Below are 15,281 nucleotides of genomic sequence, written 5' to 3'. Positions count from 1 at the left end.
ACTTTAAGGTAAGATATATCTATAAGAACAGCTTTATGGGCATTTTGGTTAGAAAATACTCCGTAGTCCCGTCTTATTAAAAAAGCAGTAAAAAAATTGAGAAATTAATTAAAAAACTCCTTCACTCTATCGAAAAAGCCTTTATCCGCTTTTGTAGGATTAGGCCTGAAATTATCAGAAGCCCTCATGCTTTCTAGCATCTCTTTTTCATTATCCGATACCTTCTTAGGCGTCCAAACGTTCACATGAATTAGTTGGTCACCTCTTCCGTATCCATTTACATCACCCACACCTTTTCCTCTTAGTCTTAAAATTTTTCCAGATTGGGTACCAGTCTCGATCTTAATTTTTACTTTGCCATCGATGGTTGGGACTTCAACTGTTGTTCCCAATACTGCATCCACAAAATTGACATAAAGATCGTAGATGATATTGTTACCATCACGTTTCAATACATCATGCTCTATTTCCTCAATCAAAATTACCAGATCACCTGCAGCTCCACCCATTGGTGCTTCATTACCTTTTCCTGACATGGATAATTGCATGCCATCAGTAACTCCGGCCGGGATTTTCACAGAAATAACCTCTTCTTTGGATTGAAGGCCTGTATTATCCACATGAGGTGGTTTTTTATCAATAAATTTACCAGAACCGTGACAAGTTGGACATGTACTAGCCGAAACCATTTGCCCCAACATGGTATTGGTTACTCTTCTTACTTGACCTGAACCCCCGCAGGTATCACAATTCTTATAAGTAACCCCATCCGCTGATACCAAACGATTAACCTTGATTTTCTTTTCAGCTCCATGAGCTATTTCTTTTAAATCTAATTTTAGTTTGATGCGAAGATTGGAACCTCTTCTACCTCGACTTCTGCGGCCACCACCGCCTCCACCAAAAAAGCTTTCGAAGCCGCCACCTCCGCCACCACCGAAGATGTCACCAAATTGAGAGAAAATATCTTCCATATTCATACCTCCTCCACCAAAGCCACCTGCTCCGCCTTTCATACCTTCATGACCAAACTGGTCATAACGCTGACGCTTCTGCGGATCACGTAAAACTTCATATGCTTCTGCCGCTTCCTTGAATTTATCTTCTGCTTCTGGGTTATCAGGATTCTTATCAGGATGATATTTGATGGCTACTTTCCGGTAAGCCTTCTTTATCTCTGCATCCGAAGCTCCTTTGCTAACACCCAGTATATCGTAATAATCTCTTTTAGCCATCTTATCTATAATCTAAATATTAAATCCACAAATCTTTTTTATTTGTTGTTGAGTCTCAACCCCCCATTAGTTTCCGGGTCAATATATTGCCTCACAGGCTTGAATTATTCTCCTATTACAACTTTTGCAAAACGAATTACCTTATCATTCAATAGATATCCCTTTTCCACTACATCTACCACTTTACCTTTCAACTTTTCATCAGGAGCTGGTATTTTGGTTATAGCTTCATGAATTTCAGGATCAAATTCTATCCCTGCGTCATTATCCATTGCCTTTAAGCCTTTGTTGATTAGCGTCTTCTCGAATTTATTCTTAATTAACGTAAAGCCTTCTTTCACGGCCTCATTCTCTGACTGATCCTCGAAAGATTTTTCTGCTCTTTCAAAATCATCCATGATTGGCAATAAGTCTGAAATCAACTCTTCTGAAGCATTTTTAACCAACTCTAATCTTTCTTTGGCATTTCTTCTTCTAAAGTTTTCAAACTCGGAGTATAGCCTTAAGAATTTATCCTTAGACTCTGCCAGTTCTATTTCTAATTTCTCGAAATCTGACAATTCTTCATCTTTCGCCTGAGCTTCTGCCTCTGCCGATTTTTCTTCTTCAGACCTATTATCCTGAGTTTCGTCCTCAGCATTTTGCTCGTCTTTTATATCTTCCGCAGTTTCTGCTTCTTTATTTAACTCTTTTTCGTCTAATTCTTCTTTAGCCATAACTATATTATGTTATTCTATCTAATTTTCAGCATTAAGGAACAAGGAGTTTGCCAAATGACAGTTCACTGACAAGATGACATTATGCGTTTAAAGCCTTCCAAATCATATCTTTAAGCTCACTCACGTTAAATTGAGTTAATGAAGAAATGAAAATAAAAGGTAAGTCTTTGGGCAACTCTTGCTTTAATTCGCCCATAAGCTCGTCATCCAATAAATCTGACTTTGTGATTGCCAATAGCCTGTTTTTATCCAACAATTCCGGATTATACTCTTTCAATTCGTTAATCAAAATCTGGTATTCCTTTTTGACATCCTTGCTATCAGCAGGAATCATAAAAAGTAGAATGGAGTTTCTTTCGATATGTCTCAAAAATCGAGTTCCCAATCCTTTTCCTGCTGCCGCGCCTTCAATGATTCCTGGAATATCTGCCATTACAAAAGATTTATGATCACGATACGGAATCACCCCTAGATTTGGTGTAAGTGTCGTAAACGCATAATCTGCTATTTCTGGCTTTGCAGCAGAAACAACAGATAGTAAAGTACTTTTACCAGCATTAGGAAAACCAACTAATCCAACATCAGCCAACAACTTTAGCTCAAGAATGATCCACTCTTCTTGTCCGTCTTCTCCTGGCTGTGCATATCGAGGCGTTTGATTAGTAGCTGTTTTAAAATTGGCATTCCCCAGACCACCTCTTCCGCCTTCGGTTAATATTTTTTCTTCTCCCTCTTCGGTGATTTCAAATCTCACCACACCAGACTCGGCATCCCTTGCAACAGTTCCCAAAGGTACTTCTAAAATAACGTCAGCTCCATCAGCACCTGAACTTCTTGCACCTCCACCTGGGGCTCCAGCATCGGCTATTACGTGCTTTTTGTACTTTAAGTGAAGCAGCGTCCATAATTGTGAACTACCGCGTAAAATAATATTACCACCGCGACCACCATTTCCTCCATCTGGCCCGCCCTTGGGAACATGCTTTTCTCTTCGCATGGAAACAGCACCTGCACCCCCCTTTCCGGAACGAGAGCAAAATTTAACGTAATCAATAAAATTGGGATTGGCCATGGGACTAAATTTTAAGGCGCAAATTTAGTTTAATTTAGGCAGGAAATAAAAAAGCCGACCAATTATGAATTAGCCGGCTCCCTTAAAAATGAAATTTAAATTATTTTAATCGGTCAATTTCACTTGATATTTTATTAAAAATCTCATCTATAGTCCCTACCCCATGGATTTTCGCATACTTTCCTTCACCATCATAATAATTGGCAACAGGTAAAGTCTCATCTTTATAAACTTTTATACGGTTTTCAATTTTAGCTTCTTCCTGATCATCCGCTCTCCCTGAAGTTTTACCTCTTTCCTTAATTCTCTTCTTCAATTCTTCTTCGGGAACATCTAAAGCAATCATTCCGGCAATCTTCTCGCCTTTTTCTTCTAACAAAGTATCTAATGCCTTTGCTTGTGGAACTGTCCTTGGGAAGCCATCAAAGATATACCCACTACTACTCGCTTGAGTATCTTTAATTTTTTCATCCACCATACCGATCACCACTTCATCAGGAACCAAATTGCCTTCATCCATATATTTCTGGGCTAGTTTTCCTAAATCGGTTCCTTCTCCCAAATGCTTACGAAATAAATCTCCTGTTGCAATATGGGTTAATTTGTATTTATCGATAATTTTTTCACTTTGTGTACCTTTCCCTGCTCCGGGAGGGCCAAACAATATAATATTTAACATGATTGTATTTTAAATAGAGCCTATTAGGCCTTTATCTTAGTAAAACTGTAACTTCTTTATATTCAGTACTAAATCATAATTTTCTGTGAAAAAAAGTATTAGTTTTCACATTATAGAAAATCAAATATAAAAGATTTATGATTAAAATTGCCAAATTTGTCTTTGATCTCACTCAAATTCTCAGAAAGAGGCCACTGATATTTTTATTTCTACATTAGAAATTTGATTCTCGAATATTGAACATTGGTTTTGGTAAAATTCATTCATTTTAAGTCTTATGCCAACTGATAAATTTCTTTTAACTCTCGACCCATTCCTTCATAATCCAAGCCAAAACCAATGACGAATTTATTGGGAATTTCAAAACCTACAAAATCGGGCTTTGATGCTTTTTCCTGAGCATCAGGTTTATGTAATAAAGTAGCTACCTTTATAGATTTCGTACCCAGGTCTTGAAAAGCTTCTGAAAGATGCTGCAAGGTTGTACCAGTATCAACAATGTCTTCCAAAATCAATATATCTCTACCAAAAACGTTTTCGGTCAATCCCAATATTTCCCTGACTTTTCCTGTCGTTTTCAATGCCTCGTAGGAAGCCACGCGAATAAAAGTGACTTCAATTGGAGTGTCAATAGTTCTAATCAAATCAGCTGTAAAAATAAAGGAGCCATTTAAAACGCTAATCAATAGTGGCTTTGTGCCCTTATAACTTGTACTAATTTTAGCACCCATTTCTTTAATCCTGCTTTGGATATCCTCAGCAGATATGTATGGCACGAATTCCTTATCTAAAATTTTAAGCATGTTATAATTCACTCATTAGAAATTGATACATAGACAACATTGACTGAATGTCATTTTTGTGGACTTTTTCATCTGGAGAATGCACATTATCCTCTGGCGCCCCTACGAAACACCAATCGATTGGATACGGAGATTCTTGGAGCTCGCGGCCATCACTCCCTCCACTTGCTTCTACTTCTAGTTGAAAAGGAATATCTGAATTTTCAGCCATGTTGATGATCATTTGAACAAAGGATTGCCTTGGCACATTGCGATCTCGCATCGAAATAGCAACTCCTTCTCCGTGTTTAACACCTTCAGTTACCCATGTGATGTCCGAGATCAGCGCTTGGTGAACACCATATTTTTCCACCATAAACTTGGCTAAAAAAGGTACTGTTCCTCCACCATGTTCTTCATACGCAGAAAATACGATCATACCATTTTCTAAAGTCTCTGCCAATTTCAGACAGTTGAAAATGCCCAATCTATTATCTAAATAACAAGATTGAACATAATCTTCAGTTTCTCTAAAATCGCATTCAAAAGTCAAACTTGCCCCTCTATCAATCCCTCTTCCAAATTTGTAAAAAGTTTGGTTTTCTTTATTGATCTCTATTTCACACGCAATAGGTCCGAGTGAATCCTCACCTTTCAGTTTATATCCATTTTTGGCCTCCGGGCCTCCAATAGGAACTAATTGATTTTCATACCTTACAGAAAAACCAACAGAATCCATATGTGCAAAAACCGCAGCTCTAGGTTCTCCAAAAACCAAGACTAAACAATCTTGGAAATCTTCCCCCTGATAGATTTTCGGTTTTACCTTCCAATCAGTTTGGTTTTTCTTGATATATTGAAGTAAAAAGTTCTTTATCATGTATTCTTCTCCAGACGGAGCGTGAATACTACACAATTGCTGAAGTAGTCTATAATCTGTCATTCACGCAAAGTTAAAATCTTTTAAGAGCAGAAAAGAAATAAGTATAAGGGATATTTCCATTTTTTAATTTTTTTCTTAAAAAATAAAATTATATTTAGTTTTTGCTTAAATTATTGTCAACCTAATTGCACAAATGTACATTTTAGACAAAGAAAATAGCATTGCGAACCATTTTTTAGCTGAGTTGAGAGAAGTCGATATTCAGAAAGACCGCTATAGATTCAGAAGAAACCTTGAAAGACTGGCTGAATTGTTAGCATATGAAATATCAAAATCCTTATACTTTCAGCAAAAGCCAATACAAACCCCCTTAGAGGAAACCCAAGTGGCTCTCATGCACGATTTCCCAGTAATAGTGAGCGTATTGAGAGCAGGATTACCTTTTCATCAGGGCTTCCTCAATATTTTTGACCACTCTGACTCCGGATTCATAGGAGCATATAGAAAACACTCTGACAGCAACAATTTCACAATTGAAATGGGATATGAGGCCCTACCTCCATTAAATGACAGGACTTTAATATTAGCCGACCCGATGCTTGCTACAGGAAAATCTCTAATTACAGCGATAGAGCACATTACAAAATTAGCAAGACCAGAAAGAATTATTATCGCGGCCGCCATTGGAACGCCAGAAGGAGTGAAATTCATCAGTGAAAATATTAGAGGTGAATATGATATTTATTTAGGCTCATTAGATCGAGAACTCAATGAAAAAGCCTATATTTTACCGGGTTTAGGAGATGCGGGAGATTTAAGTTTTGGTCAAAAACATACACAATAGTAAATGCCATTGTCAAATACCATATTGCTTTTTGTCGGCTTAGCTGTTTTAATTCTCGGTGGAGAATTATTAGTCCGCGGGGCCTCAAGAATTGCTTTGAGGCTCAAAATGTCCCCCTTGGTTGTTGGTGTAACTATTGTGGCATTTGGAACATCTTCACCCGAATTATTAATTAGTATTCAAGCAGCACTAGCTGGGAGCCCTGATATCACCATGGGCAATGTGATAGGCTCAAACATCTGCAATCTTGCATTAGTACTAGGAGTAACCGCTCTTATAGCACCTATTCCCGTTAATTCTGATTCAATCAAAATTGATTGGCCTATGACGATGGGCTGCACAATACTACTTTACTTCCTAGTTCAGGAAGGATTTGTTAATGACCACGAGGGTCTAGGATTCATTTTGCTTCTAGCCTTGTATGTTATCTTTATTATTCGTAGGTCAAGGAAAAAACACATCAGTCCGGAAGATTTAGGAATTGAAGTTGAAGCGCCTACTGCTGGCTCAACAAAAAACATGCTTAAAGATGTATCCTTGATCCTTATTGGAGGAGCAGGACTTTATTTCGGTTCTGATTGGTTTGTTAACAGCGCCAAGGATTTAGCGATTTACATGGGGATTAGTGAGCGAATAGTGGGGATAACGGTAGTGGCATTGGGTACTAGTTTACCAGAATTGGTTACTTCAGTAGTAGCAGCTTTTAAAAAGGAAACCGATATGGCCCTAGGTAACTTAATGGGCTCCAACATCTTCAATATCCTGTCAATTTTAGGTATCACTAGTTTAATAGCTGAAATTGAAGTAAGTGACGTCATAATTAATTCCGATATGATATGGATGATGGGCATCACCTTACTGATACTCCCGTTTATGGCGCTCAATAAAATAGTCGATCGCTATGAAGGCCTAATTCTATTGGGAATATATGTTTACTATACAATTAATGTAATCACCTAAGGCTGTCAATCATTTTCATCTTCATCCGGAAGCATTTCAATATCCTGAATCAAAACTTTTTTAGAAATGTTTTGCCCGGTCAATGTCATGGCTAAACCTCCCATCGCTGTCTCTTTATATTTAGTTTCCATGCTCTGTCCTACTTCTCCCAAAGCGTCCACGCACTCATCTACGGGAATAACGCCACTTACATTTGACAAAGCAATTTGCGCGGAAGAATTAGCTATCGCAGCAGCACTGGCATTTCTTACCACGCATGGAACCTCAACTAAACCTGCAACCGGGTCACATACCAAGCCTAACATACATTGAATGGTTATAGCAACTGCGTTAAAAACCTGATCAGTATCACCACCTAAACAATAAACAATAGCTCCTGATGCCATTGCTGCAGCACTTCCTGTTTCTGCCTGACATCCACCAACAGCACCAGCTAAGGATGCCTTCTGTTCGATGATTAAAGCTATTCCGGCACCAACCAACAACCCTTCTAGAATCTTTCTGTCTTCCAATCCATGAATTTCTTGCAAGGTAAACATAGTGCCAGGCAAAATACCACTTGCTCCAGCAGTTGGGGCAGCCACAACTCTCCCCATACAGGAATTTACTTCTTTTGCTGCTAGCGCCCGTGCAATTAGTTTCTGGAAATTTGGATCTAATACAGTTAACGGATTTTGGTAAACTTTCTTTGCTCCATTATTTATCATTCCAGAGCGTGACTGCATATCCTCTTCAAGGCCAGTCTTAACCGCATCTCGCATAACATCGTAGGCTTTCTGCAAATTTTCCCAGACAAAATCAGCATCTTTATCCTTTTGATCTTTTTCGTATTCCAATACTGGCTCAAAAAGCTTAACATTCTTTTTCTCACAGTATTCTTTCCATTCCTTAAAATCACTAAAAAGTATTGACATAGCAGTATATATTTAGCCTAATGCATTAATCGGCAAAGAAACAGAAAAGTTTAGCATTATTATAATTCAGAAGCATAATATGAATGTATATTTGCAGCATGGAATTTAAAAATGATCTGCTGTTGAGAGCAGCGAAAGGTGAAAAAGTAGAAAGAACTCCTGTTTGGTTGATGAGACAGGCGGGTAGAATATTACCTGAATATAGAAAGGTGAGAGCGAGTGTTAGTGGTTTTATTGAGTTGGCTCAAACTCCTGAATTAGCTGCTGAAGTGACCATTCAACCGGTAGATATTTTGGATGTAGATGCTGCCATTATTTTCTCTGACATCCTGGTTATTCCTGAAGCTATGGGATTACCTTATGAAATGATTGAAAAAAAAGGACCAAAATTCCCTGAAACTATTCAATCTAAAGCAGATGTTGAAAAATTAAAGGTGGCTAATGTGGAAGAAAGTCTTTCCTATGTTACTAAGGCAATAGAAATCACTAAAAAGGAATTAAATGGCCGGGTACCTTTAATTGGTTTCGCAGGTGCTCCTTGGACTATTTTCGCTTATATGGTGGAAGGCTCAGGCAGTAAAACTTTCTCAAAAGCAAAAGCAATGCTTTATACCGATCCAGAATTATCACACCAACTGTTACAAAAAATCACAGACAGTACCATTGCTTATTTAAAAGCGCAAATCTCAGCTGGGGCTGATTTAGTACAGGTGTTTGACAGTTGGGCTGGTATCTTGTCGCATGAACAATACAAGCAATTCTCTATTCCATATCTAAAGAAAATTGCTGACGCCATTCAGGACGTACCTAAAACGGTTTTTGCAAAGGATGCACATGCCGCCTTTGCAGATTTAAGTTCGCTTGATTACCATACAATAGGTTTGGACTGGACCATGAACCCAAAAGAAGTGAGAAGTATTGTTGGTGAAAATAAAACGCTGCAAGGTAATCTAGACCCGTGCGTCCTTTATGGTGATAAAACCACAATTCAGCAACATACCAAAAAGATGTTGGAAGAATTTGGTAGTGGGCGGCATATTGCCAATCTAGGTCATGGGGTTTACCCAGACATCAATCCTGATCATGTAAAATGGTTTATTGAAACTGTAAAGGAATATAGCCAAAAATAAATCCTAGTTGTATTTTTATGACAGAGAAAAGGGCAGGATTTAAACCTGCCCTTTTCTTTACCTGATGAATAAAAACCACACCAATAGTAATAGTGGAAGTAAAAATGGTATAGAGTATCTTATAATATACCCGAAGAAGGAAGGCATCTTAATACCAACTTGCTCAGCAATTGATTTCACCATGAAATTAGGTCCATTGCCAATATAGGTCATCGCACCAAAAAATACAGCTGCAATGGAAATGGCCGTCAGGTCTGCCACCGAATCATAATACACTCCTCCGTTAGCAAATTGCGTTACTTCCGATAAGACAGAAATACTTCCACCCTGTGATGCCATGGCAGCTGCCAAGAAATTTAAATATGTAGGTGCATTATCTAAGAAACCAGATAAAAGACCAGTTCCCCAATAAAGCGTATTGTGAGTAATTAGTGCAGCTCCAGTTTCTGATTTAGCAAAATCTCCCACTAAATCTAAGGCTGGCATCATTGTACCAAAAATTCCTATGAAAATAAAAGCTACTTCCCTGATGGGTTCGAAACTAAATTCATTAAGCTCATGCACTTTCTCTTTAGCAAATTTATAAGACAGATAAGTCACACTTAGCATGATAACTTCTCTTATGTAGGAAAATTCTTGCCCATCGTAGGTAATTCCTGGCACCCAAGAGAATACGTTTGGATCAATAAAAACAGATATTATGATCACCGTCAACCAGAGAAAGTTTCTTTTCCCATTAATGGTAATTTTATTATCAAAAACCTCTTTTTCATCTTCTTCGGCACCAGACTTATTTCTTTTATCAAGAAAATAAAAGACCACTGACAAAATAATCAAGGCAAAGATCCATGCGGGCCAGTTGTGCTCCAAAGTCCAGAAAAAAGGAACCCCTTTTAAGAACCCTAAGAAAAGTGGTGGGTCACCGATTGGGGTTAAGGACCCTCCAATATTACTGACCATGAAAATGAAAAATATAATATGATAAGCTTTTATTCTGTTCTTATTTAAACGAATAAAAGGCCTGATTAATAACATAGAAGCTCCTGTAGTTCCGATCAAATTGGAAACTGCGGCTCCGATAAGCAACATCACAATATTAACAATCGGGGTTGATTTCTTATTGACCTTAATTACAATCCCACCAGAAGCAATATAGAGAGAAGCTAAAAGTGATATAAATTGTATGTATTCAAAGCCTGCATGTACAGGACTGTGTACATTATGGATTACAAATAAATAGTAACTCACCACCAGAACTGCTAAAATAACTGCAATTTTCGGATAGTTTTTATGCCAAAAATGCTCATAAAATAACGGCCCTGTTGCTATCATTAATAATAGCAGGACGAAAGGAATCACAGTCCACGCAGGCGCAGAATGATGTCCTTCTTCTTCATTTTCTACTTCATTAGCATGCTCGTCTTGATTGCCTTCATCTACAATTTCAGTATTTACTCTTCCTTCCTCGGAAAATACCTTGGGAGTGTAGAATACAGAAAATAAAAAGGTCAAAATTATTGCTGAAATAGAAAATATCGATGTTCTCATGCAAATGATTTTTCAAGAATCCCCAATTTAGGAAGTTTCCTTCTAATATACTTATGGGGAATTGATTAATTAAATGTTAAATTAATTGACTTAATGCGATTTCAAAAGAAGTCTTTGAAATATTCACATTTGAATTGCTTGCCTCAAATGTTTTACGGAGCGCCCTTTCAATTGTTCTTGAAGTATCCTCGAAAATAGCTTCATCAGTAATTTCGGCATCTGTTGTCATCAAATAAGCAAAAACTCTGGCCATGCCACAATTAGCTATAAAATCAGGAATTACAGCCACTTTATTATCAGTAAAATCCGCTATCGGCCCAAAAAATATTTCTTTATCGGCAAAAGGGACGTTAGCACCAGCGGAAATGACCTCTAATTTCGAGGCAATCATTTCCTCCACATGATCTTTGGTAATAAGTCTCGATGCCGCGGCTGGTATAAATATCTCTGCCTCTAATGACCATATCTTTTTGTTAATTTCTTCAAAAGGAATTAGGTTATCAGCAGTCAATTCATTCCCTTTTCTGGTCAAGAATAAATGTGTAATCTCTTCCAACGAAAATCCATTTTCATTGATTAACCCTCCATTCCTATCAATTATTCCTACTACATTAACTCCTGCTTGTGCCAAGAAGAAGGCTGCTGATGCACCAACATTTCCCCATCCCTGGATAATGGCTCGCTTCTTATGTAATTTACCGCCCCAAATATGGTAGTAGTGCTCCACTGATTTTGAAACTCCAAAACCTGTAACCATATCTGCTACAGTATATTTCCTCCTTATATCTGGGCTGTAGTTGGGTGCTTCAATTACTTTAATGACGCCCTGTCTCAGCTGTCCCAATTTTTTTATTTTTTCAGGCTCAGTAGCATTATAGTGTCCATTTACCACTCCTTCTTGCGGATGCCAGAGGCCATATTCTTCAGTGATAGGAATAACCTCGTGGATTTCGTCCACATTTAGATCTCCTCCTGTTCCGTAATAATTTTTCAATAATGGAAATACCGCTTTATACCATCTTTCCAATACGCCCTTTTTTCTTGGGTCATTGGGGTCAAAATTAATTCCAGATTTTGCACCGCCAATTTCGGGACCTGAAACGGTAAATTTCACCTCCATTGTTTTGGCTAAAGATTCTACCTCTCTTTTATCAAGTCCTGGTCTCATGCGGGTTCCACCTCCTGCAGCACCACCTCTCAGTGAATTGATAACTACCCATCCTTCTGCTTCCGTTTCAGGATCATTCCATTCAAATACTACTTCAGGTCGTTTATTCTCAAATTTCTCTAAGAGTTCTTTCATATTCCAAGCGTTAGTCGTTTTACAAAAAATTTTGATGAATCCATTCATCGAAGTTTCCAAAACGCCAAAACTACAAAAATATATTTCAAATATTGCCAAGCTTTTGACCAGATACACTGTCGGAATGAGCACCGGTTACTGAAGACAATGTATTAAATTCGTTTCTCACATTTAAAACTCCTAAAAATGCAAAAATCAATGCTTCTTTATAATTCACCAATTTCTGATCTGCTACCTCAAGCTTTAAATCTTGATGCAATTTACTTTCTACTGTTTCAATCAAGAAGTCATTAAAAGCTCCTCCACCTGTTAACAAAACCAATCCTCTATTTTTAGCTGTAATTAAAGCATTACTTATATGAGTGGCAATATGTTCTACTGCGGTGGACAGCATATCTTCAACTTTGAATTGAGAAAAATTAATTTTATCAAGAATTTCAGGTTCAATTGACTCGATCCCAAGACTTTTAGGAAAGTCCCTTTTCAAAAATGAAAAATTGTCCCATTCATTTAAAAGCTGCGGGATTAAATCTCCTGATTTAGCCATCAATCCTTTGTCATCATATTCCACATCTTTATAATTTGCTAATGTATTGAGTAAGATATTGCACACGCATACATCATAGGCAACTCTTTTATTCATTTCATCTTTAAATGACAAATTAGCAATACCTCCTAAATTAACGCAAATATCATATTGACTAAATAATAACTCATCCCCAATAGGAACTAGCGGAGCCCCTTGGCCACCTTTAGCCAAATCTAAGCTCCTAAAATCAGAAATTACAGGGAGATGAGTATTCGCGTGAATAAAATGTGGATTTCCTATCTGTAAGGTCATTTGCTTTTCGGGTAAATGAAAAACAGTGTGTCCATGTGATGCAATAAAATCAATACTCACATCATGCTGCTCAATAAATTGTGCAACAGCCTTTCCCATCCATTTTCCCAATTCAACATCTAGTAAATGTAAATCTAGACTGCTCAACCTAATCGCATCCTTTAAATTTGTTTTGATTCTGTCGGGATAGCTTTTCGTTTCAGCCTCCAATATCTCCCATTTCCAGTGATTATTTGGTGACTTTTCAAAATGGCAGAGTGCAATATCCAAGCCATCTAGAGAAGTCCCAGACATTAGACCGATTGCAGTATAGACGAGCTTTTCCATAAATTTATTTACTTTTAGGTTTTTAATAAGGGCAATATGAACTTAGCCATAGATATAGGCAATACTAAAACGAAAATAGGTCTTTTTAAGGAAGACCACTTAGAATCTACCGAAACTTTTGAATCTTTGTATGAGCTAAATAATTCTTTAGATTCTTATCAAATTGATTCTGCAATTATTTCCAGCGTAAATATTTCCTATCAAAATGTTTTGAAAGAATTGAAGAATCTTAATAATCCGATCTTCTTAAATACGAAAACTCCACTACCATTTGAAAACCACTATAAATCTGAAACTATTGGGCTAGACCGTTTAGCTGCAGTTGCTGGAGCCCAAAGCCTGCACCCGAACGACAGCAGCTTGACCATTGACCTTGGTACTTGCATTACTTACGAGGTACTTGAAAACGGAAATATTTATCATGGTGGTGCTATTTCGCCTGGTTTGCATATGAGATTTAAAAGTATGCATAATTTTACAGCCCGTTTGCCGTTGATAGACCCTGAACCAATTGCTGCTTACATAGCTGACAACACTATAGGTGCTATGCAAAGTGGAGTTGCATTCGGAATTCAGGCAGAGATAGACGCTTACATTCAAGAAGTTAAAAGCAAATATTCACCGCTCACGACAATAATTACGGGAGGAGATGCAAAATTCTTTGAATCTAAAATAAAAGCTTCCATCTTTGCAATCCCTGAATTAGTTTTAATGGGTTTAAATGCAATTTTAAGATATAATGTGTCAATTTAAGACCGGCTTAGTTGCCAGTATTTTTTCCATAATTTTTATTTCATCATCATATTCTCAGGAGATGTCTTCACCATACTCCGCATATGGGATCGGCATGATGTCAGAAAAAGCTTATGTTTCCAATAATGGAATGGGTAATGCAGGTATTGCTTATCAAAGTCCCTGGTTTATTCCAGTATTGAACCCAGCCTTATTGGGCGGACAACGCTTTACGTCATTTGAAGCTGGGCTTAGCATATCTCAAAACAATATTAATGATGAAACCAGTAGATTTATTCAAGTCAATGGCGGATTAAAATATGCGACAATAGCATTTCCCATAGTACCAGGAAAATATGCTCTTTCTGTTTCTTTGAGGCCACTATCTTCAAAAAATTATAATATCGAACGGTCAAGTTCAGACCAAATAAGCGACCCTCAAGCTGCAATTTCTAGATTCGAAGGAGAGGGGGCAATTTCTCAATTTAGCTTAGCAAATGGTTGGAATATAACCGAAAACATAGCGATTGGGGCAGAAGCTAATTACAATTTTGGCAATATTACCGACAGAACAATTTACGAAAATATTATCAATGAAGGTGATACCATAAATATCCCTTATTTAGTTTCAGCAGAGTACACTGACAACTTTTCTGATTTTTCCTTTGTGCTAGGCACTAACTTCAGGAAAAAGCTAGGTAATAATTACTTATCTCTTGGCGCTACCTATGATGTACAAGCTAATTTAGCAACAAACAGAAATTCGTTCTTACAGCTCCTTAGCCTTGCTGAAACGCCTTTAAGGGCTGAAAATACAGATAATGCATTTTTAGAGGCAGATAGAGAAGGTACCACAGTAGTCCCACAAAAAATAAGCGTTGGATTAAGCTATTTGAAACTAAATGCATGGGCAATTCTAGCGGATGTATCATATCAAGACTGGTCAGAATATAGCAGCTTTGGCGTTTCAGACAATAATTTTGGAGAGCTTATGAAACTAAATTTTGGAGGGGAATTCACTCCAGATGCTCAATCTGGCACAAAGTACTATGAGAGAATTACTTACCGAGCAGGACTTAACATTTCCAATGGCCCATTGGTTATAAATAACAACTCAATAAATTCATTTGGCATAACTTTTGGTTCTACCCTACCTATAAGTAACATATCAAACGTAAATTTAGCGTTTGAAGTAGGCCAAAGGGGAACACTTTTAAATAATTTGGTACAAGAAAATTATTTAAATTTTAATTTGAGTTTTACTTTTAACGATAGATGGTTTTTACGAAGACAGTTTGATTAAATTTTAAGA

At 37.4% G+C, this 15,281-nt stretch carries 15 protein-coding genes; 5 read left to right on the top strand and 10 right to left on the bottom strand.

Annotated features, from left to right (window positions below; translation table 11 throughout):
* Positions 1–104 precede the first annotated feature (104 nt).
* The 6 genes from dnaJ to AAC601_RS14660 all read right to left on the bottom strand — a co-directional run bounded on the left by dnaJ (position 105) and on the right by AAC601_RS14660 (position 5,430).
* Complete coding sequence (gene dnaJ / locus AAC601_RS14685; protein ID WP_303271600.1) at positions 105–1,235, bottom strand: molecular chaperone DnaJ; 1,131 nt, start codon at positions 1,233–1,235, stop codon at positions 105–107.
* Between the two features lie 104 nt (positions 1,236–1,339).
* Positions 1,340–1,951: a nucleotide exchange factor GrpE gene (locus AAC601_RS14680; RefSeq protein WP_340153663.1), complete on the bottom strand. Its 612-nt coding sequence runs from the start codon at positions 1,949–1,951 to the stop codon at positions 1,340–1,342.
* Between the two features lie 82 nt (positions 1,952–2,033).
* Complete coding sequence (gene obgE / locus AAC601_RS14675) at positions 2,034–3,026, bottom strand: GTPase ObgE (RefSeq protein WP_340153662.1); 993 nt, start codon at positions 3,024–3,026, stop codon at positions 2,034–2,036.
* Positions 3,027–3,126: 100 nt separating this feature from the next.
* Positions 3,127–3,705 (bottom strand): adenylate kinase, encoded by a 579-nt coding sequence (locus AAC601_RS14670; RefSeq protein ID WP_303271597.1) that lies wholly within the window; start codon positions 3,703–3,705, stop codon positions 3,127–3,129.
* Between the two features lie 275 nt (positions 3,706–3,980).
* The gene (gene hpt / locus AAC601_RS14665) at positions 3,981–4,508 is read right to left on the bottom strand and encodes a hypoxanthine phosphoribosyltransferase (protein ID WP_303271596.1); all 528 of its coding nucleotides are present in this window, start codon (positions 4,506–4,508) and stop codon (positions 3,981–3,983) included.
* 1 nt (position 4,509) lies between these two features.
* The gene (locus AAC601_RS14660; protein WP_340153661.1) at positions 4,510–5,430 is read right to left on the bottom strand and encodes a M20/M25/M40 family metallo-hydrolase; all 921 of its coding nucleotides are present in this window, start codon (positions 5,428–5,430) and stop codon (positions 4,510–4,512) included.
* Between the two features lie 133 nt (positions 5,431–5,563).
* Here AAC601_RS14660 and upp point away from each other — a divergent pair, with 133 nt between their 5' ends.
* Together upp and AAC601_RS14650 are read left to right on the top strand one after the other, a co-directional pair.
* On the top strand, positions 5,564–6,214 hold the full coding sequence (gene upp, locus AAC601_RS14655; protein ID WP_340153660.1) for a uracil phosphoribosyltransferase: 651 nt from the start codon (positions 5,564–5,566) through the stop codon (positions 6,212–6,214).
* Between the two features lie 3 nt (positions 6,215–6,217).
* Positions 6,218–7,174, top strand: coding sequence for a calcium/sodium antiporter (locus tag AAC601_RS14650; protein ID WP_303271593.1), 957 nt, complete (start codon positions 6,218–6,220; stop codon positions 7,172–7,174).
* Between the two features lie 5 nt (positions 7,175–7,179).
* Here the strand turns inward: AAC601_RS14650 and sdaAA are convergent, their stop codons facing one another.
* The gene (gene sdaAA, locus AAC601_RS14645; protein WP_303271592.1) at positions 7,180–8,088 is read right to left on the bottom strand and encodes an L-serine ammonia-lyase, iron-sulfur-dependent, subunit alpha; all 909 of its coding nucleotides are present in this window, start codon (positions 8,086–8,088) and stop codon (positions 7,180–7,182) included.
* Positions 8,089–8,186: 98 nt separating this feature from the next.
* On the opposite strand from sdaAA, the gene hemE reads away from it, so the two are divergent.
* On the top strand, positions 8,187–9,218 hold the full coding sequence (gene hemE, locus AAC601_RS14640) for a uroporphyrinogen decarboxylase (protein ID WP_303271591.1): 1,032 nt from the start codon (positions 8,187–8,189) through the stop codon (positions 9,216–9,218).
* A 57-nt stretch (positions 9,219–9,275) separates the two neighbouring features.
* Here hemE and AAC601_RS14635 read toward each other — a convergent pair whose 3' ends face one another.
* The 3 genes from AAC601_RS14635 to AAC601_RS14625 form a co-directional block, all read right to left on the bottom strand.
* Positions 9,276–10,766, bottom strand: coding sequence for a sodium:proton antiporter (locus AAC601_RS14635; protein WP_340153659.1), 1,491 nt, complete (start codon positions 10,764–10,766; stop codon positions 9,276–9,278).
* A 76-nt stretch (positions 10,767–10,842) separates the two neighbouring features.
* Complete coding sequence (locus AAC601_RS14630) at positions 10,843–12,069, bottom strand: Glu/Leu/Phe/Val dehydrogenase dimerization domain-containing protein (RefSeq protein ID WP_303271589.1); 1,227 nt, start codon at positions 12,067–12,069, stop codon at positions 10,843–10,845.
* A gap of 85 nt (positions 12,070–12,154) precedes the next feature.
* Positions 12,155–13,237 carry an anhydro-N-acetylmuramic acid kinase gene (locus tag AAC601_RS14625; protein WP_303271588.1) on the bottom strand — a complete coding sequence of 361 codons (1,083 nt, stop codon included), beginning with the start codon at positions 13,235–13,237 and terminating at the stop codon, positions 12,155–12,157.
* Positions 13,238–13,273: 36 nt separating this feature from the next.
* On the opposite strand from AAC601_RS14625, the gene AAC601_RS14620 reads away from it, so the two are divergent.
* Together AAC601_RS14620 and AAC601_RS14615 are read left to right on the top strand one after the other, a co-directional pair.
* The gene (locus tag AAC601_RS14620) at positions 13,274–13,990 is read left to right on the top strand and encodes a type III pantothenate kinase (RefSeq protein ID WP_303271587.1); all 717 of its coding nucleotides are present in this window, start codon (positions 13,274–13,276) and stop codon (positions 13,988–13,990) included.
* Between the two features lie 61 nt (positions 13,991–14,051).
* Positions 14,052–15,272: a hypothetical protein gene (locus AAC601_RS14615; protein ID WP_303271586.1), complete on the top strand. Its 1,221-nt coding sequence runs from the start codon at positions 14,052–14,054 to the stop codon at positions 15,270–15,272.
* Positions 15,273–15,281 lie beyond the last annotated feature (9 nt).

The sequence above is a fragment of the uncultured Marivirga sp. genome (assembly GCF_963974845.1).
GTDB classification, from domain to species: domain Bacteria; phylum Bacteroidota; class Bacteroidia; order Cytophagales; family Cyclobacteriaceae; genus Marivirga; species Marivirga harenae.
Note: the sequence above shows the minus strand (reverse complement) of the source record. Positions and strands in the feature narration are given on the sequence as shown.